Below are 16,434 nucleotides of genomic sequence, written 5' to 3'. Positions count from 1 at the left end.
ATCGCTCACAGCCGGCAGGAACGATTTTCTCCGCCGGAACCCGCTGCGAGCATGGTTGTCCGCCCCGTCGAGCCAGTCAAGCATGACTTGGCTCGCAGGAGCGGAAAAACCAAAAACTGTTCCGACGCGCCGGCTTCAGGCGGAAGGTTGTTTGGTCTTCCTGAGATAGGGCAGGATGGTCTCGTAGGCGCCGAAGCGCTTGATCGCATCCTCGTTGGAAACGGCGGCCGTGATGATGACGTCCTCGCCCTGCTTCCAGTTCGCAGGCGTCGCCACCTGGTGCTTGGCGGTGAGCTGCATGGAATCGACCGCGCGCAGGATCTCGTCGAAGTTGCGCCCTGTCGTCATCGGATAGGTCAGCACCAGCTTGATCTTCTTGTCCGGTCCGATGACGTAGACCGAGCGCACGGTGGCGTTGTCGGCTGGCGTGCGGCCTTCCGAGGTTTCGCCGGCGCCGCCTGGCAGCATGTCGTAGAGCTTGGCGACCTTGAGGTCCTTGTCGCCGATCAGCGGATAATGCACCGAATGGCCGGTCGCCGTCTTGATGTCGTCCTGCCATTTGCCATGGCTTTCGACCGGGTCGACCGAAATGCCGATGATCTTGACGTTGCGCTTCTTGAACTCGCCTTCAAGCCCCGCCATCGTGCCAAGCTCGGTCGTGCAGACCGGCGTGAAATTCTTCGGATGGCTGAACAGGATCGCCCAACCGTCGCCGATCCAGTCATGGAACTTGATGGTCCCTTGCGTGGTCTCGGCGGTGAAGTCCGGCGCGATGTCGTTGATACGAAGACTCATGACCTATCCCTACCCCTGGTGAAATCTAGCCTGCATTCTATCGCCGGCCGGCGCCGGCACCTATTCCTAGCACCGCTACGTGACTGATTAAACGGTGGAGATGACGGCTATTCACCCGACGGGCAAAAATTTTTCCGCGCCTTCGGATCGGGGCGAAAATAAAGCGTGACATTGGGCATGAGACAAACGCTAGGGATCGGCGAGGCCCGCCTCAGGCCTTGGTGATCGCCAGCGACGTCGCCAGGTCTTCCATGCGCTGCGCCAAGGCGCCGAGCGCGTTGGTCAGCACACTGTCGCTCTTGTCGGCCTTGGTCAGTGCCTCGTCGCGCGTCTTGCGCAAGGTCAGCACTTCGCTCTCCATGCCCTTGACGCGCTTCTGCAGTTCGGAAAGCTCGTCCATCACCATGATGCCGGCCATGACGGTCAGCCGCTGGTCGCCGATCTCGCCAAAAGAATCCTTCAGATGCGAGACATAACGGTCGAAGCGTTCGGCGAGGTCGATCAGATGCTCTTCCTGGCCCTCGTCGCAGGCCATGCGGTACTGCTTGCCGTCGATTGAAACCGTGACCTGTGCCATCGGGCCAGCTCCTATCTGTCCAACACGGCGCGGATGGTTTCCATCGCGGTCACCAGCCGTCGCGAGACTTCCTTGTTGGCGTCTTCCAGCCGTTCGGCGCGCGCTTCGGAATTGTCGAGCTCCTGCGCCAGCCGCGAGCGATCGGCATTCATCCGCTGCACTTCTGCCTCGGCTTCCGAATAGTCGCGTTCGTGCTCAAGCTTGGCCGCGACGGCGTTTTCCAGCCCCTCGATGGCCTTGCTCAGCCTGGCGATTACTTCCTTGAGCGTGGTTTCCCCGGTCATGGCCTTCGTCCTGTGCCCTGCCCATCACCGAATCGTTCGCGTTCAGAACGCGTTATGTCAGAAACATTAGGCACCGGGTGAAGGCCACGTCAACAAAGCTCTCGCGACTGTCCCCCGCTAACGCTAAAGTAGTCCCGCCTGCGGCATCACAAGACCGGCAAATGTGCACCCGATTTGTTGACTAAAAGCCCGCGCCTGCTATGTGTCGCGCACCCTTTTCAAGGGCTCTCCCAAGCCCCCAAACCCCCACCCTGGAGGTACCATGACGTCGCGTGAACAACATGACCGGATGGCCAATGCGATCCGTTTTCTCTCCATGGACGCCGTCGAGAAGGCGAATTCCGGCCATCCTGGCCTACCCATGGGCTGCGCCGACATCGCCACGGTACTGTTCACCCGCTTCCTGAAATACGATCCCAAGGCCCCGCACTGGGCCGACCGCGACCGCTTCATCCTGTCGGCGGGCCATGGCTCGATGCTGCTCTACTCGTTGCTGCATCTGACCGGTTACGAAGACATGACCATCGACCAGATCAAGCACTTCCGCCAGCTGGGCTCGAAGACAGCGGGCCATCCCGAATACGGCCATGCCACCGGCATCGAGACCACGACCGGTCCGCTCGGCCAGGGCCTTGCCAATTCGGTCGGCTTCGCGCTTGGTGAGCGCATCATGAACGCCGCCTTCGGCAACGACCTCGTCAACCACTACACCTATGTGCTGGCCGGCGACGGCTGCCTGATGGAAGGTGTTTCCCAGGAAGCCATCGCGCTTGCCGGCCACCTCAAGCTCAACAAGCTGATCGTCTTCTGGGACAACAACAACATCTCGATCGACGGCCCGGTCTCGCTCGCCGACAACACCGACCAGGTTGCCCGCTTCCAGGCATCCGGCTGGAACGCCAGCCATATCGACGGCACCGATCCGGAAGCGATCGCCTACGCCATCGAGGCCGCCCGTCACTCCGACAAGCCGACGATGATCGCCTGCAAGACGACCATCGGCTTCGGCGCTCCGACCAAGGCCGGCACCAACAAGGCGCATGGCTCGCCGCTGGGCGCCGACGAGATCGCCGGCGCGCGCAAGTTCTTCAACTGGGACTCGCCGCCCTTCGAGATTCCAGCCGACATCCTCGACGCCTGGCGCACCGCCGGTAAGACCGGCGTCAAGGCGCGCACCGACTGGGAAGGCCGCCTCGCCAAGGCCGATCCGAAGCTGAAGGCCGAGTTCGAGCGCCGCACTGCGGGCAAGCTGCCGGCGAATTTCGACGCCGTGATCGCCGACTACAAGAAGAAGCTTACGGCCGACAAGCCGAAGGTCGCCACCCGCAAATCATCCGAGATGGCGCTGGAAGTCATCAACGGCGCGGTGCCCGAGACCATCGGCGGCTCGGCCGACCTGACCGGCTCCAACAACACCAAGACCAGCCAGACCAAGAACATCACGCCGGATGATTACGGCCAGCGCTACGTTCACTACGGCGTTCGCGAGCATGGCATGGCAGCGGCCATCAATGGGTTGACGCTGCATGGCGGTCTCATCGCCTATGGCGGCACCTTTCTGTGTTTCTCCGACTATGCCCGTCCGTCGATGCGGCTTGCCTCGCTGATGGGCATCCGCTCGATCTTCGTCATGACCCATGATTCCATTGGTCTGGGCGAAGACGGCCCGACCCACCAGCCGGTCGAGCACATGGCGGCCCTGCGCGCCATTCCCAACCACAATGTGTTCCGTCCGGCCGATGCCGTGGAAACCGCCGAGTGCTGGCAGATCGCGCTCGAAACCGAAAAGACGCCGTCGACACTGGCGCTGACCCGTCAGAACCTGCCGACCGTGCGCACCGAGTTCACCGAAAACAACCTGAGCAGCCTGGGCGCCTATGAACTCGCCGCCGCCAGCGGTGAAGCCGCGGTGACGATCTTCGCCACCGGTTCCGAGGTCGAGATCGCGCTCGGCGCCCGCGACCTTCTGGAAAAGCATGGCCACCCGACCCGTGTCGTCTCGGTGCCTTGCTTCGAACTGTTCGATAAGCAGAGCGACGCCTATCGCAAGAAGACGATCGGCGACGCGCCGATCAAGATGGCGATCGAGGCCGGCATCCGCCAGGGCTGGGATCATCTTATCGGCTCCGATGGCATCTTCATCGGCATGACCGGCTTTGGCGCCTCGGGCACCATCGAGCAGCTCTATCCGCATTTCGGTATCACCGCCGAGGCGGCAGCCAAGGCAGCGGAAGCTCGCTTGCACGGTAAATGACTTTGGGGGTCCGGCGAGATCGCCTGAAAAGCGGTTTTGCCGAACTGGCCTAACCTAATCGATTTAAATCCGGCCCGCTGCGGCTGGATTCTTCGCCCGTCCGCCGCTATGAAGCTGCGGACCAATCGTCTGCCTTCCAGCTCCCAGGGAGAGAACAATGACCGTCAGAGTTGCCATCAACGGGTTTGGCCGCATCGGCCGCAACATCCTGCGCGCCATCCATGAGTCCGGCCGCAGGGACATCGATGTCGTCGCCGTCAACGATCTCGGCCCGGTCGAGACCAACGCCCACCTGCTGCGCTTTGACAGCGTGCACGGCCGTTTCCCGCATGAAGTGTCGGTCGACGGCGACCAGATCACCGTTGGCAAGGAGAAGTTCAAGGTCACGGCGATCAAGGATCCGACGCAGTTGCCGTGGAAGGAACTCGGCGTCGACATCGCGCTCGAATGCACCGGCATCTTCACCGCCCGCGACAAGGCCGCCGCGCACCTGACCGCCGGCGCCAAGCGCGTGCTGGTCTCGGCACCTGCCGACGGCGCTGACTTGACCGTCGTCTACGGCATCAACCACGACAAGCTGACCAAGGACCACATCGTCATCTCGAATGCGTCCTGCACCACCAACTGCCTGGCGCCGCTCGCGGCCGTCCTGCACGAGACGGTCGGCATCGAAAAGGGCATGATGACGACGATCCATTCCTACACTGGCGACCAGCCGACGCTGGACACCATGCACAAGGATCTCTACCGCGCCCGCGCCGCCGCCCTGTCGCAGATCCCGACCTCGACCGGTGCCGCCAAGGCCATCGGCCTCGTCCTGCCCGACCTCAAGGGCAAGCTCGACGGCATCTCGATCCGCGTGCCGACGCCGAATGTGTCGGTCGTCGACTTCAAGTTCATCGCCAAGCGGTCGACCACGGTGCAGGAAATCAACGAGGCGGTGATCGCCGCCTCCAACGGCAGGCTGAAGGGCATCCTCGGCGTCACCCATCACCCGAACGTGTCGATCGACTTCAACCACGATCCGCGCTCCTCGATCATGGCGCTCGACCAGACAAAGGTGATGGACGGCAACTTCGTTTCGGTGCTGTCGTGGTACGACAATGAATGGGGCTTTTCCAACCGCATGGGCGATACCGCCGTCGCTTTCGGCAAGACCATCGCCTGATCGAAGATCCGTCTTCTCGACACTCGAAACGCCCGGCTTCGTCCGGGCGTTTTCGTTTGCCGGAGCAGCAACGCGAAAATCAGCGGCGCGGGGCAAAAAACCACCCTCCCGCCTTGTACTGGTCACGCCTTCGCCCCACTCTGCCGTAAAGCCAGCAAGCAGAGGAATTCGAGGGGCAAATCACGGATGGAGCATGCGATCTATCTCGTCACGCTGGTCGGCACGGCGCTTGTTGTCGCCGCCGCGTTTTCGAGCCTGATCGCCTTCCGCTTCGGCGCCCCGCTCCTGCTCCTGTTTCTGTGCATCGGGCTCGCCACCGGAACCGACGGCCTCGGCATCCAGTTCGACAACGCCCGCGTCGCCTATTTTGCCGGCTCACTGGCGCTCGCTGTCATCCTGTTCGATTCCGGTTTCGGCACGCCGCTCAACGCTTTGCGGCAGGCGGCGGGACCGGCCTTGTCGCTGGCGACCTTCGGCGTGCTTCTCACCACCGGCCTGTTCGGCGCCGCCGCCTATTATCTGCTCGACCTCAGCTGGCTGGAATCCTTCCTGCTCGGCGCCGCCGTCGCCTCGACCGATGCGGCGGCGGTGTTCTTCCTGCTGCGCGCCGGCGAGATCAACCTGCGCGAGCGCGTGCGCTCCACGCTCGAGGTGGAATCCGGCACCAATGATCCGATCGCCATCTTCCTGACCATCACACTGGTCGAGATCATAGCCGCACACGCCAATCCCGAAGCCAATGTCCTGGTCACCAACCTGATGCTCGGCTTCCTCGTCAACATGGGCCTCGGCGCCATCGTCGGGGTGCTTGGCGGCCTCGCCATCGTTCGCCTGGTCGATCGGCTCAACCTCGACCATGGCCTGTTGCCGATCTTCGTTCTGACCCTGTCGCTGATGGTCTTCGCAGCCGCCGGCGCGATCGGCGGATCGGGCTTCCTGGCGGTGTATATCGCAGGCCTGATTGCCGGCAACTCCGACATCCGCGCCGTCACCATCCTGAAGCGCTTCCAGGACGGCATGTCGTGGCTGGCGCAGATCATCATGTTCCTGATCCTCGGCCTCTTCGCCACGCCCTCGCAATTTCCGGCCATCATGGTGCCTGCGGTGCTGCTTGGCCTGTTCCTGATGTTCGTCGCCCGCCCTGTCGCGGTCTGGCTCTGCCTGATCCCGTTCCGCCTGCCGCGTCCCGAAGTCGCCTTCGTCTCCTGGGTCGGCCTGCGCGGCGCCGTATCTATCCTGCTCGCCATTACACCGCTGCTCGGCGGGCTGGAGAACGGCCGCACCATCTTCAACGCCGCCTTCATCATCGTTCTGGTGTCGCTGGTCATCCAGGGCTGGACCGTCGGCCCACTGGCGCGTCGCCTGGGCCTGATCGTGCCGGCGCGGCTCGGACCGTTGGACAAGGTCGAGCTGGAACTGCCCGGCTCCGCGCATCACGAGCTCCTTGCCTATCGCGTGGCGCCGGGCAGTCCGGTGGCGCGCGGCGAGCGCATCCCGCGCTGGGCGCGGCCCTCGCTGGTGCTGCGTGACGGTCGCTCGATGCGTTTCCAGGACATGGGCCGGCTCGCCGCCGGCGATCAGGTCTACATCTTCGTGCCCGACCGTTATCCGCGCCTGCTCGACAAGCTGTTCGCCAGCCGCGCCGTGGTCGATCCGGAGGATGCCGATTTCTTCGGTGCCTTCGCCGTCGATCCGGCGCGTTCCGCAGCCGAACTGGAAGCCGCCTATGCGCCCGGTCTCACCGAGGCCGAGCAGAAGCAAACCGTCGGTGCGTTGGTCACGGCGCGGCTCGGCGGCCATGCCGAATATGCCGACCGCGTGCTGCTCGGCCCGATCGAACTGATCGTGCGCGACGTCGACGACAAGGGCAAGATCACCGGTCTCGGCCTGTCTTTCGAGCCGACCGCGCCGGTGGCGCGCGTGCCTGTCTTCCTCAGCGCCGGTGAGATCGGCGACCGTCTCATCGCCTTTATCCGCGACTGGCGCAAGCCGGCTGAGGCGCAGGTGGCGGCGCGGGCGGATGACGCCCCCGAGCCGCCGGTCGAGAAGGCATCGGCCGAAAGCTGACACGGCAGACCGTTCGCACCGCCCGACATACGGCGGGCGGTCTTCACCGACTATGTCCGCGCCCGTCTCAAAATTTCGCATCCGACCCCGGCCAAAGCCTTGCATCGCCGCCGATGCGGGGTATGGTCCCGGCGATTTTCAGACGAAAGGGACCGGCATGGCTGCCTTCAAGACACTGGACGATATCGGCAACATCAGTGGCAAGCGCGTGCTGGTGCGCGTCGACCTCAACGTTCCCGTCGCCGACGGCAAGGTCACCGACGCCACCCGCATCGAGCGCATCGCGCCGACCATCGCCGAATTGTCCGGCAAGGGCGCCAAGGTCATCCTGCTCGCCCATTTCGGCCGGCCCAAGGATGGTCCTTCGCCCGAATTCTCGCTGGAGCCGATCGCCAGGGCGACCGCGCAGGTGCTCGGCCGCCCCGTTGGCTTCGCCAGCGATTGCGTCGGCGACACGGCGGGAAGCGCTGTCGCCGCCATGGACAAGGGCGACGTGCTGCTGCTCGAAAACACCCGCTTCTACAAGGCCGAGGAGAAGAACGATCCCGCCTTTGCCGAACGGCTCGCCGCCAATGGCGACATCTTCGTCAACGATGCCTTTTCCGCCGCCCACCGCGCTCATGCCTCGACTGAAGGGCTGGCACACCTGTTGCCCTCCTTCGCCGGCCGCACCATGCAGGCCGAGCTTGAGGCGCTGGAGAAAGGACTGGGCAACCCGGTGCGTCCGGTTGTCGCCATCGTCGGCGGCGCCAAGGTCTCGACCAAGATCGACCTGTTGATGAACCTGGTGAAGAAAGTCGACGCGCTGGTCATCGGCGGCGGCATGGCCAACACCTTCCTCGCCGCGCGCGGCACCGATGTCGGCAAGTCGCTGTGCGAGCATGACCTGGCCCCGACCGCCAAGCAGATCATGATCGAGGCCGCCGAAGCCGGCTGCGCCATCATCCTGCCGGTCGACGGCGTCGTCGCCAAGGAATTCAAGGCGGGTGCCGCCTGCGAAACCGTCGCCATCTCCGACGTGCCAGCCGACGGCATGATCCTCGATGTCGGCGCCAAGACCGTCACGACCATCGGCGAGTGGATCGATCGCGCGGCGACGCTGGTCTGGAACGGTCCGCTCGGCGCCTTCGAGATCGAGCCGTTCGATCACGCCACGGTGGCGGCGGCCAGGCATGCGGCCGCGCGCACAAAGGCCGGCAAGCTGGTTTCGGTCGCCGGCGGCGGCGATACGGTGGCGGCGCTCAACCATGCCGGTGTCGCCGACGACTTCACTTATGTCTCGACCGCCGGCGGCGCCTTCCTGGAGTGGATGGAAGGCAAGCCGTTGCCCGGCGTCGACGTGCTCAAGCGCTGAGGCGTTCGGCGGCTCGCCAACAATCCGATCAACTCGAGGAGAGCCGGAGCCGGAGCCGGCGACTTTCAATCGATTCGAGCTTTCCGGCGTCATTCCTTTGGCGGTAGTGTTCTGCTAGGCGCAGATCAACCGGTTCAGGAGAAGCATGATGAGCGAACGTCTCGAAGACATTGCCGCCGCGATCGTGGCCAACGGCAAGGGCCTGCTGGCCGCCGACGAAAGCTCCGGCACCATCAAGAAGCGCTTCGACGTCATCGGCGTCGAATCGACCGCCGACAGCCGTCGCGACTATCGCGAGATGATGTTCCGCACCAAGGACGCGATGACCAGGTACATTTCCGGCGTCATCCTCTATGACGAGACCATCCGCCAGAAAGCCGCCGACGGGACGCCGCTGGTCGACATCATCAAGGCATCAGGTGCCATTCCCGGCATCAAGGTCGATGCCGGCGCCAAGCCGCTGGCCGGCTTTCCCGGCGACACCATCACCGAGGGCCTCGACGGGTTGCGAGAGCGCCTGGCCGACTATTACAAGCTCGGCGCCCGCTTCGCCAAATGGCGCGCGGTGATCGACATCGACACGACCAGGGGCGTGCCCTCGGCCACCTCGATCGGCGCGAACACCCATGCGCTCGCCCGCTATGCCGCCCTTTGCCAGGAAGCCGGCATCGTGCCGATCGTCGAGCCTGAAGTGCTGATGGACGGCGCCCACGACATCGGCACATGCTACGAGGTCTCGAAGGCCACGCTGACGAAGCTCTATGACGAGCTCTATGCCGCCCGTGTCGTGCTCGAAGGTACGATCCTGAAGCCCAACATGGTGCTCTCTGGCAAAAAGTCGGGCACGGTGGACAGCCCCGAGGAAGTCGCGGCAAAGACCATAAAGCTGTTTCGCGAGACGGTGCCGGCGGCGGTGCCGGGCATCGCCTTCCTTTCCGGCGGCCAGGAGGACGAGGAGGCGACCGCCAACCTCAATGCCATCAACGCCATCGGCCCGCATCCGTGGAAGCTGACTTTCTCCTACGGCCGCGCGCTGCAGGCCGCCCCGCAGAAGGCCTGGAGCGGCAAGGCCTCGAATGTCGCCGCCGGCCAGGCCGCCTTCACCCACCGCGCCCACATGAACCACCTGGCGGCACTCGGTAAATGGAAGGCGAGCCTGGAACAGGCTGCCTGAAGACCCACTTTTGTTCCTTCCCTTCAAACCCGGGCCGACATGCCCGGGTTTTTCGTTTTGTCGCACCGGCCTTGGGGCAAGGCATTCGCATTCTTATTTCCTCTGGGCATTCCTGGCAGCGGCGATGTCGGCTTGCGCCCATCCCGTACGTCCTTGGGGTGCAGACAGGGAGAAGTTCATGCATCGCAACAAGGTCGTTTCGCGCGAAGAATGGTTCGAGGCTCATAAGGCCCATTTGGCCCGCGAGAAGGAACTGACGCGGCTTCGCGAACGCATCGCGGCCGAGCGGCGGAAGCTACCTTGGCTGAAGCTGCGGAAGGATTATGTCTTCGAGACGGAACAGGGACCGAAGAAACTCGCCGATCTCTTCGCCGGCCGCAGCCAGTTGATCGTCTACCACTTCGTGTTCGCGCCAGGCTCAACGCATCACTGCGAGAGCTGTGCCTTCGTCGCCGATCACATCGACGGCGCCAACCAACATCTCAGGCATCACGACGTGTCGCTTGTCGTGATCGCGCGCGCGCCGCTCGCCGAGCTGCTGCCTTACAAGCAGCGCATGGGCTGGAAGTTCGACTGGGTGTCCTCTTACGCCTCGGACTTCAACTTCGACATGCAGGTCTCCTTCACCGACAGGCAGATCGCCTCCGGCGAAGCCGTCTACAATTTCGAAACACCCGTGTCGACGTCGAAGGACCTGCCCGGCACCACTGTCTTCTACAGGGAGGAAGCCGGCGACATCTTTCTGACCTTCATGTCGCGCGCCCGTGGCAGCGAGCAGTTCATCGGCGCTTATCAATATCTCGACATGGCGCCGAAAGGCCGTGGCGAGACCGGTCCTTATGGGACTTCGATGGATTGGGTGCGGTTGCACGACAACTATGGGAACCGGTCGCGGCAGGACGACGCCTGCCCCTAGCGCAAGCGCGAAAGCGCGTAGCCTTTCCCTTGCGGAATTGCGTGAAAACAAAGCGTTAGAGCGGCTCAGCGATTCTACCAATCGCTGAGCCGCTCCAGGGCATGGGCCGATGAAGCAGGTATCCGTTCACGCCGGCCAAAACATGCGCTAAGGCTGCCACGGATTGTTGCACGGTATTGCCATGGGTTTTCCGACCATCCTCACCTGGCTCGCCTTCCCTGTCTATGTCTGGCAGGGGTTGGGCGTGCGCCGCCGCACCTCGCGCATGCTGCCGGCGCAAGGACCGGTCATGCACGATCTCGCCGGCAACGAGCCGGCGATCTCGCTGCTGGTGCTGGGTGATTCCTCCGCCGCGTCGGTTGGCATCGGCAATTCCGAAAACGGCCTTGCCGCGCAGCTTGCCGTCATGATCGCGCAGCGCACCGGCAGCGCTGTGCGCTGGCGTGCCGCCGGCTTCAATTCGGCGACGTCGGGCCAGATCCGCGACCACGTCCTGCCCAATCTGTCGGCCGATGCGTGGACGCATATCGTGCTTGCCATCGGCACCAACGACACCAAGAATTTTCATTCCGTACCGCGTTTCAAGAGAGAGTTCGGCGGCCTGCTCTATGCATTGCGCGCCAAATGGCCCGAAGCACGCGTGGTATGGTCGCCGGTGCTGGAGTTCACGCGTGCGCCGGCCATGCCGTCGCTGCTCGGCAAGATCCTCGAGATCCGCGCCACCGCGATGAACCGGATGGGCGAACGGCTCTGCCTGGAACGCGGCGCGGTGCCGGCGCCGCGCCTGCCGATCACCAATCCCGAGGCCGGCTTTGCCTCCGACGGGTTTCATGCCTCGGAGGCCGGTTACCGGGCCTGGGCGGAACATCTCGTCGGCCCAGTGCTTGCGGACTGAAGCCGACGGCAGGTGTCGCGAGGGCCTATGTCAGATGCCCGAGCACGGCCGCCAGCGAAATTGCCGCCATGGCGAGCAATGCCAATTTCCAGAAATCGCCGCGACGCCTGAGCCCGGGCCAACCGAGCGGCTTGATGATCTGAATCACCATGAAACCGGCAATGACAAGGGCGAGGAGTTTCGTCATGTAGCCTTTGACCAGCAACGCTGACACCTGTCAAAGCGGTTGGTTCTGTCTCCGGGAAAGAAAAGGCGCCGCGATCCCGAACCGGAACGCGGCGCCCGCCTTGACCGCGCAGCGATCTATTTCAGCGGCTTGAGGCCGGCCTCGATCGAGGCCCGTTTTGCCTCCAGGAACGGCGGCAGGGCAAGGCTTTCGCCGAGCGTCTCCAGCGGCTCGTCGGCGGTGAACCCCGGCCCGTCGGTGGCGATCTCGAACAGGATGCCGTTCGGCTCGCGGAAATAGAGCGAGCGGAAGTAGTAGCGCTCGACCTCGCCGCTCGACGGCAGCCGGAATTCGGCCAGGCGCGCTGTCCATTGATGCAACGTCTCCTGGTCCGGCGCCCTGAAGGCGACGTGGTGAACCGCACCGGCGCCTTGCCTTGCGGGCGCCAGCCCAGGCTGCACGGCCACATGAAGCTCCGCCGCCGGCCCGCCCGCGCCCATCTCGAAGACGTGGACCTGGCCCTCGCCGTCCGGCGAGGCATAGTCACGCGCCTTGCGCATATTCATCACCTCGGTCAGCACCGCCTCGGTGTTGGTGATGTCGGGAACACTGATCACGATCGGCCCGAGCCCACGGATCTGATATTCGGCCGGCACCGGGCTTTGCAGCCAGGGATGGCTGCCGCCCTCGCCGCCATCGCTGACGAGCCGCAGGCGCTGGCCTTCGGGGTCCTCGAAATTCAGGCTGGGGTAACCGCCGATATCGGCAATCTGTCCTGTCGCGATGCCTTCGCTGGCAAGGTGCTGCTTCCACCAGGCAAGGCTCTCCTGGCTGCTGACCCTGAGACTGGTCCGCGCGATGCTGTGCGTGCCACGCCGTTCGCGGCCGACCGGCCAGTCGAAGAAGGTGAGGTCGGTACCCGGCGTTGCCTCGCCGTCGGCATAAAAGAGATGGTAGGCCGAGGTATCGTCCTGGTTCACCGTCTTCTTGACCAACCGCAGCCCCAGCACCTTCGTGTAGAAATGAAGATTGCCGGGCGCATTGGCGGTGATGGCGGTCAGATGGTGAGTTCCTGTCAGTTGCAAGCTCATGGTCGTCTCCCTGTTTTTGGGGGAAGAATTTTCTCCTTTCATATCAGAACTCCGGTCACCTCGCTGAAGGCCGCCTATCCCGACAGTTCGTCACCAGGCGATGAACAATACAACCCCGATTAGCTTGATCTTGGTGAACGATCCGCAGCCGCATGACCTGTCACGGCAAGAACGGAACTGTCGTCGCACGACCTGCCATCCTCCTGACAGACTGCTGTCAGGAGGGGTGTGCGATACTGTCTCCAGTTAGAGAGAGGAGATTGGTCATGAACGGTTTTACCATTCTGCGCGGCATGCAGCATTATGTCGGCAAGATCCGCACGATGCGCAACGAGATCCGGACCCAGCGGTTCATGAATGCGCTGCCCGCCGACATTCGCAAGGATATCGGCTGGCCCGACATGTATGCCGAGCGTCGCCATCACGGCAATTGAGACGAAATTTTCAATGCAGCAGTTGGACGCTGACGCGTCAGCACCCAGATATTAGGTCCGGCGCGCGAGGGATGGAGCGAGCTTATGCCCGATCGGAAGACAATCGGCTTTCTGTTCATCGAGGGCTTTGCCGACTGGGAATATGGGCTGCTGGCGGCCTCGGCGGTCGAATGGTTCGGCGCTCGCGCCGTCTCGGTTACGCCCGAAGGCAAGCCGGTGACCGGAATCAGCGGTTTTCGGCTGACGCCAGACCGGTCGGCCAGCGTCGATGAGAATACCGATCTCGATGCCGTGGCCGTCATCGGTTCCGACCAGTGGGCGGGCAAGGCGCCGCCGGATTTATCCGAACTGCTGACGACCGTTGCCAGGCGCGGCGGTGTCGTTGGCGGGATTTGCGCCGGGACGCTTGCGCTGGCCCGGGCCGGTATGTTCGAGAACGCCAGGCATACCAGCAATGGCCATGACTGGATCAAGCACCGCGAGACCGGCTATGCCGGCGAGGGCAATTATCAGGACGTGCCTTATGCCGTGGCCGACGGCAGGATCGTGTCCGCGCCGGGTTCGGCGCCCGGCACTTTCGCTCTTGCCTTTCTGCAGACGCTTTACCCGGAAAAAGGCGGCGATCTCGCACAGATGCGGACGCTGTTCGCCAAGGAGTATGCTGAAGCCTCCTGACAGTATGCTGTCAGGAGGCGCGTGCGATGGTGGGATGATGATGCGCATGGCCGGCCGAGAGGACGATCGATGAAAAACTGGAACGACAGGCTGAACACGCCTGGCATCAACGGCGTGAAACCAACGCCGCGCACGGTGGGAGACGTCGTCGAAGGCCAGCCGATGCTGGTGCCGACCGCGCGCCAGGTCGATGATTTCATCCGCTCTATCCCTGAAGGCGTCGAGATGGACGTTCGTGCGCTGCGCACGGCGCTTGCCATTGAGCATGGCGCCGAAGTGACATGCCCGGTCACCATAGGCTATCATCTGCGCCCGGTCGCCGAGGCTGCCAAGGAGGATTTCGAGCGCGGCATGACGCTCCGCGACATCGCTCCCTTCTGGCGCGTGCTCGACGGGAAGACGCCGACAACGAGGAAACTGTCCTTCGGCGCGGAATTTGTTGCCACGCAGCGCAAGCGCGAAGGGCTGAAACCGTAATGCATGTCACGTGGAAGTGGATCCGGTCCGGGAGCCACGGCATGCATGGGAAGAACACTGGGGAAGCAAACGATGCGCCGCGCCGACAGGCTCTTTCAGATCGTGCAGCATCTGCGTGGTGGCCGTCTGGTCACCGCCCAGAAGCTAGGCACATGGCTCGAGGTTTCCGAGCGCACCATCTATCGCGACATAGCCGACCTGCAGTCGACGGGCGTGCCGATCGATGGCGAGGCCGGCGTTGGATACATGATGAGGGAGGGTTTCGACCTTCCGCCGCTGATGTTCACGCGTGACGAGATCGTGGCGCTGGTTGCCGGCGCCCGCATGGTTCGCGCCTTTGGCGGCGCTGCGATGGCGCGGGCGGCCGACGAAGCGCTGGTCAAGATCGGTGCCGTGCTCCCAGATGCCGAAAAGGACCGCATCGCCCGCACCGAGATCCACACGCCGATGTGGGTGGTCAGCGACGCCGCCCGCGAGGCGATCGACCTGATCGAACGCGCGGTCGAAAAGCGCCAGGTGCTGACCATCGACTACTCCGACGAAGCCGGCCGCGGCACCGCGCGCGATATCAGGCCGCTCGGCCTGTGGTTCTGGGGCAAGGTGTGGACGCTGGTCGCCTGGTGCGAGATGCGCGATGATTTCCGCGCCTTCCGCATCGATCGCATCGCCTCGGTGGTCATCGCAGGGCGCATTTTCAAGCCGGAACGCGGCAAGCAGCTTGCCGATTTCTACCGGGCGGTGGAGCGCAGCGAGGATTACGGCATGGCGCCGGACCGCGCGGCGCGAAGCTGACGGTTTCTTCCTTCTCCCCTTGTGGGAGAAGGTGGATCGGCGCGCAGCGCCGAGACGGATGAGGGGTGTTCCAGCGGAGTGAGGCGTCGGTGTTCCCTGGAACACCCCTCATCCGACCGAGCTTCGCTCGGCCACCTTCTCCCACAAGGGGAGAAGGAAGAGCCGACGCCTATTCCTCGTCGTCCCTGTCGGTATCCTTCGACTTCAGCGCTGACAGCTTGGCGAACACGGCGTTGGCATCGAGCTCCGCATCCTCGTCCTTCGGCTTCTCCGGCGCTGGCACCAGCCGCTCGGTCAATGCCGCCGGCAGCAGCGTGTCGCCGACCGGCTGCGCCTGCTCGCGGCCACGCGAGGCGCGGTTGACTTCCATGTCGAGGTCGATCTGCGAGGCGAGACCCAGCGTCACCGGGTCCATCGGCTGAAGGTTGGCCGAATTCCAGTGCTTGCGTTCGCGGATCTGCTCGATGGTCGACTTGGTGGTGCCGACGAGGCGCGAAATCTGCGCGTCCTTGAGTTCGGGATGGTTGCGCACCAGCCACAGGATGGCATTCGGCCGGTCCTGGCGCTTCGACAGTGGCGTGTAGCGCGGTCCCTTGCGCTTGGATTCCGGCACCCGCACCTTGGGGTCGGAAAGCTTCAGGCGCTGGTTCGGGTCTTTCTCGGCGCGCGCGATCTCGTCGCGGGTCAGCTGTCCGGTCATGATCGGGTCCATGCCCTTGATGCCTTGCGCCGATTCGCCGTCGGCGATCGCCTTGACCTCGAGCGGATGCAGCCCGCAGAACTGCGCGATCTGCTCGAAGGAAAGCGCGGTATTGTCGACCAGCCAGACGGCGGTCGCCTTGGGCATCAGCAGCGTATTGGCCATGTGCAAAATCCTTCTCGTTCGCCCGCGTTCCCGCGCGGGCGGTGGTTTAGAGCCACCAAAATGGGAAATTCGCGGCCTGTATAACCGTTCCCTGCCTGTTTCGCAACGTTTTTGGAGAAGCCCACCCGAAACCGCGAACTGGCAGGCGCGATTTGCCTCCGCCGCTATTCTGCTCCCAAAAGACAAAACCCGCCGGACAGGGTCCAGCGGGTTCGGAACCGGCGACGACAAGCGTCTACATCGGCTCTGCATTGCGACCCCTGCCTTGCGGCGGGGTCGCGCTTGCAATCAGATCGCCTGGCGGGCGATCCTCTCAATGTCGGCGCGGTTGATGCCGAGGTCACTCAGCTGACGTGCGTTGAGGCGGTTCAGTTCGCGAACGGTCTCGTTGTACATGCGCCAGTTACGGAAAGCGCGGATCGGGTTCATGGTAGTCCTCCTGAATTGGGT

Annotated in this window: 18 protein-coding genes; 11 read left to right on the top strand and 7 right to left on the bottom strand. The window is 63.8% G+C overall.

Annotation, left to right across the window (positions count from 1 at the left end):
- Positions 1–135: 135 nt before the first annotated feature.
- The 3 genes from O7B34_RS17290 to O7B34_RS17280 form a co-directional block, all read right to left on the bottom strand.
- Positions 136–795, bottom strand: a complete 660-nt coding sequence (locus O7B34_RS17290; RefSeq protein ID WP_140509714.1) for a peroxiredoxin — start codon at positions 793–795, stop codon at positions 136–138.
- Positions 796–1,006: 211 nt separating this feature from the next.
- Positions 1,007–1,372: a cell division protein ZapA gene (locus O7B34_RS17285; RefSeq protein ID WP_027141889.1), complete on the bottom strand. Its 366-nt coding sequence runs from the start codon at positions 1,370–1,372 to the stop codon at positions 1,007–1,009.
- A gap of 11 nt (positions 1,373–1,383) precedes the next feature.
- Complete coding sequence (locus O7B34_RS17280; RefSeq protein WP_015315371.1) at positions 1,384–1,656, bottom strand: DUF4164 domain-containing protein; 273 nt, start codon at positions 1,654–1,656, stop codon at positions 1,384–1,386.
- Between the two features lie 262 nt (positions 1,657–1,918).
- On the opposite strand from O7B34_RS17280, the gene tkt reads away from it, so the two are divergent.
- The 7 genes from tkt to O7B34_RS17245 all read left to right on the top strand — a co-directional run bounded on the left by tkt (position 1,919) and on the right by O7B34_RS17245 (position 11,484).
- Entirely contained in the window at positions 1,919–3,910 is a 1,992-nt protein-coding gene (gene tkt / locus O7B34_RS17275; protein ID WP_337147182.1) for a transketolase, read from the top strand.
- 157 nt (positions 3,911–4,067) lie between these two features.
- Entirely contained in the window at positions 4,068–5,078 is a 1,011-nt protein-coding gene (gene gap / locus O7B34_RS17270) for a type I glyceraldehyde-3-phosphate dehydrogenase (protein ID WP_337147180.1), read from the top strand.
- Between the two features lie 186 nt (positions 5,079–5,264).
- A complete protein-coding gene (locus O7B34_RS17265; protein WP_027141886.1) occupies positions 5,265–7,145 on the top strand; it encodes a potassium/proton antiporter in 1,881 nt (626 codons plus the stop codon).
- Positions 7,146–7,302: 157 nt separating this feature from the next.
- Positions 7,303–8,499 carry a phosphoglycerate kinase gene (locus O7B34_RS17260; protein ID WP_337147179.1) on the top strand — a complete coding sequence of 399 codons (1,197 nt, stop codon included), beginning with the start codon at positions 7,303–7,305 and terminating at the stop codon, positions 8,497–8,499.
- Between the two features lie 148 nt (positions 8,500–8,647).
- Positions 8,648–9,673, top strand: coding sequence for a class I fructose-bisphosphate aldolase (locus O7B34_RS17255; RefSeq protein ID WP_337129476.1), 1,026 nt, complete (start codon positions 8,648–8,650; stop codon positions 9,671–9,673).
- A gap of 178 nt (positions 9,674–9,851) precedes the next feature.
- Complete coding sequence (locus O7B34_RS17250; protein ID WP_337147178.1) at positions 9,852–10,589, top strand: DUF899 domain-containing protein; 738 nt, start codon at positions 9,852–9,854, stop codon at positions 10,587–10,589.
- Between the two features lie 181 nt (positions 10,590–10,770).
- Positions 10,771–11,484, top strand: a complete 714-nt coding sequence (locus O7B34_RS17245) for an SGNH/GDSL hydrolase family protein (protein ID WP_027141882.1) — start codon at positions 10,771–10,773, stop codon at positions 11,482–11,484.
- A gap of 25 nt (positions 11,485–11,509) precedes the next feature.
- Here the strand turns inward: O7B34_RS17245 and O7B34_RS17240 are convergent, their stop codons facing one another.
- A complete protein-coding gene (locus O7B34_RS17240) occupies positions 11,510–11,671 on the bottom strand; it encodes a hypothetical protein (protein ID WP_337147176.1) in 162 nt (53 codons plus the stop codon).
- Between the two features lie 116 nt (positions 11,672–11,787).
- Positions 11,788–12,741 carry a ring-cleaving dioxygenase gene (locus O7B34_RS17235; RefSeq protein WP_337147175.1) on the bottom strand — a complete coding sequence of 318 codons (954 nt, stop codon included), beginning with the start codon at positions 12,739–12,741 and terminating at the stop codon, positions 11,788–11,790.
- Positions 12,742–13,007: 266 nt separating this feature from the next.
- Here O7B34_RS17235 and O7B34_RS17230 point away from each other — a divergent pair, with 266 nt between their 5' ends.
- The 4 genes from O7B34_RS17230 (at position 13,008) to O7B34_RS17215 (ending at position 15,119) form a co-directional block, all read left to right on the top strand.
- Positions 13,008–13,175, top strand: a complete 168-nt coding sequence (locus tag O7B34_RS17230; RefSeq protein WP_015315361.1) for a hypothetical protein — start codon at positions 13,008–13,010, stop codon at positions 13,173–13,175.
- A gap of 84 nt (positions 13,176–13,259) precedes the next feature.
- A complete protein-coding gene (locus O7B34_RS17225) occupies positions 13,260–13,850 on the top strand; it encodes a DJ-1/PfpI family protein (RefSeq protein ID WP_337147174.1) in 591 nt (196 codons plus the stop codon).
- 69 nt (positions 13,851–13,919) lie between these two features.
- Positions 13,920–14,327, top strand: a complete 408-nt coding sequence (locus O7B34_RS17220) for a hypothetical protein (protein WP_337147172.1) — start codon at positions 13,920–13,922, stop codon at positions 14,325–14,327.
- Positions 14,328–14,399: 72 nt separating this feature from the next.
- Positions 14,400–15,119: a helix-turn-helix transcriptional regulator gene (locus tag O7B34_RS17215; protein WP_013529238.1), complete on the top strand. Its 720-nt coding sequence runs from the start codon at positions 14,400–14,402 to the stop codon at positions 15,117–15,119.
- A gap of 169 nt (positions 15,120–15,288) precedes the next feature.
- Here the strand turns inward: O7B34_RS17215 and O7B34_RS17210 are convergent, their stop codons facing one another.
- Together O7B34_RS17210 and O7B34_RS17205 are read right to left on the bottom strand one after the other, a co-directional pair.
- Positions 15,289–15,984 carry a DUF1013 domain-containing protein gene (locus O7B34_RS17210; RefSeq protein ID WP_140509080.1) on the bottom strand — a complete coding sequence of 232 codons (696 nt, stop codon included), beginning with the start codon at positions 15,982–15,984 and terminating at the stop codon, positions 15,289–15,291.
- A 288-nt stretch (positions 15,985–16,272) separates the two neighbouring features.
- Entirely contained in the window at positions 16,273–16,413 is a 141-nt protein-coding gene (locus tag O7B34_RS17205; protein ID WP_064987068.1) for a DUF1127 domain-containing protein, read from the bottom strand.
- Between the last annotated feature and the right edge of the window lie 21 nt (positions 16,414–16,434).

The organism is Mesorhizobium sp. Cs1299R1N3 (assembly GCF_037179625.1).
In the GTDB taxonomy this organism is placed as follows: domain Bacteria; phylum Pseudomonadota; class Alphaproteobacteria; order Rhizobiales; family Rhizobiaceae; genus Mesorhizobium; species Mesorhizobium salmacidum.
Note: the sequence above shows the minus strand (reverse complement) of the source record. Positions and strands in the feature narration are given on the sequence as shown.

Coding starts and splice junctions, on each gene's coding strand:
- O7B34_RS17290 (WP_140509714.1), bottom strand. CDS start 795: ATGAGTCTTCGTATCAACGACATCGCGCCGGACTTCACCGCCGAGACC.
- O7B34_RS17285 (WP_027141889.1), bottom strand. CDS start 1,372: ATGGCACAGGTCACGGTTTCAATCGACGGCAAGCAGTACCGCATGGCC.
- O7B34_RS17280 (WP_015315371.1), bottom strand. CDS start 1,656: ATGACCGGGGAAACCACGCTCAAGGAAGTAATCGCCAGGCTGAGCAAG.
- tkt (WP_337147182.1), top strand. CDS start 1,919: ATGACGTCGCGTGAACAACATGACCGGATGGCCAATGCGATCCGTTTT.
- gap (WP_337147180.1), top strand. CDS start 4,068: ATGACCGTCAGAGTTGCCATCAACGGGTTTGGCCGCATCGGCCGCAAC.
- O7B34_RS17265 (WP_027141886.1), top strand. CDS start 5,265: ATGGAGCATGCGATCTATCTCGTCACGCTGGTCGGCACGGCGCTTGTT.
- O7B34_RS17260 (WP_337147179.1), top strand. CDS start 7,303: ATGGCTGCCTTCAAGACACTGGACGATATCGGCAACATCAGTGGCAAG.
- O7B34_RS17255 (WP_337129476.1), top strand. CDS start 8,648: ATGAGCGAACGTCTCGAAGACATTGCCGCCGCGATCGTGGCCAACGGC.
- O7B34_RS17250 (WP_337147178.1), top strand. CDS start 9,852: ATGCATCGCAACAAGGTCGTTTCGCGCGAAGAATGGTTCGAGGCTCAT.
- O7B34_RS17245 (WP_027141882.1), top strand. CDS start 10,771: ATGGGTTTTCCGACCATCCTCACCTGGCTCGCCTTCCCTGTCTATGTC.
- O7B34_RS17240 (WP_337147176.1), bottom strand. CDS start 11,671: ATGACGAAACTCCTCGCCCTTGTCATTGCCGGTTTCATGGTGATTCAG.
- O7B34_RS17235 (WP_337147175.1), bottom strand. CDS start 12,741: ATGAGCTTGCAACTGACAGGAACTCACCATCTGACCGCCATCACCGCC.
- O7B34_RS17230 (WP_015315361.1), top strand. CDS start 13,008: ATGAACGGTTTTACCATTCTGCGCGGCATGCAGCATTATGTCGGCAAG.
- O7B34_RS17225 (WP_337147174.1), top strand. CDS start 13,260: ATGCCCGATCGGAAGACAATCGGCTTTCTGTTCATCGAGGGCTTTGCC.
- O7B34_RS17220 (WP_337147172.1), top strand. CDS start 13,920: ATGAAAAACTGGAACGACAGGCTGAACACGCCTGGCATCAACGGCGTG.
- O7B34_RS17215 (WP_013529238.1), top strand. CDS start 14,400: ATGCGCCGCGCCGACAGGCTCTTTCAGATCGTGCAGCATCTGCGTGGT.
- O7B34_RS17210 (WP_140509080.1), bottom strand. CDS start 15,984: ATGGCCAATACGCTGCTGATGCCCAAGGCGACCGCCGTCTGGCTGGTC.
- O7B34_RS17205 (WP_064987068.1), bottom strand. CDS start 16,413: ATGAACCCGATCCGCGCTTTCCGTAACTGGCGCATGTACAACGAGACC.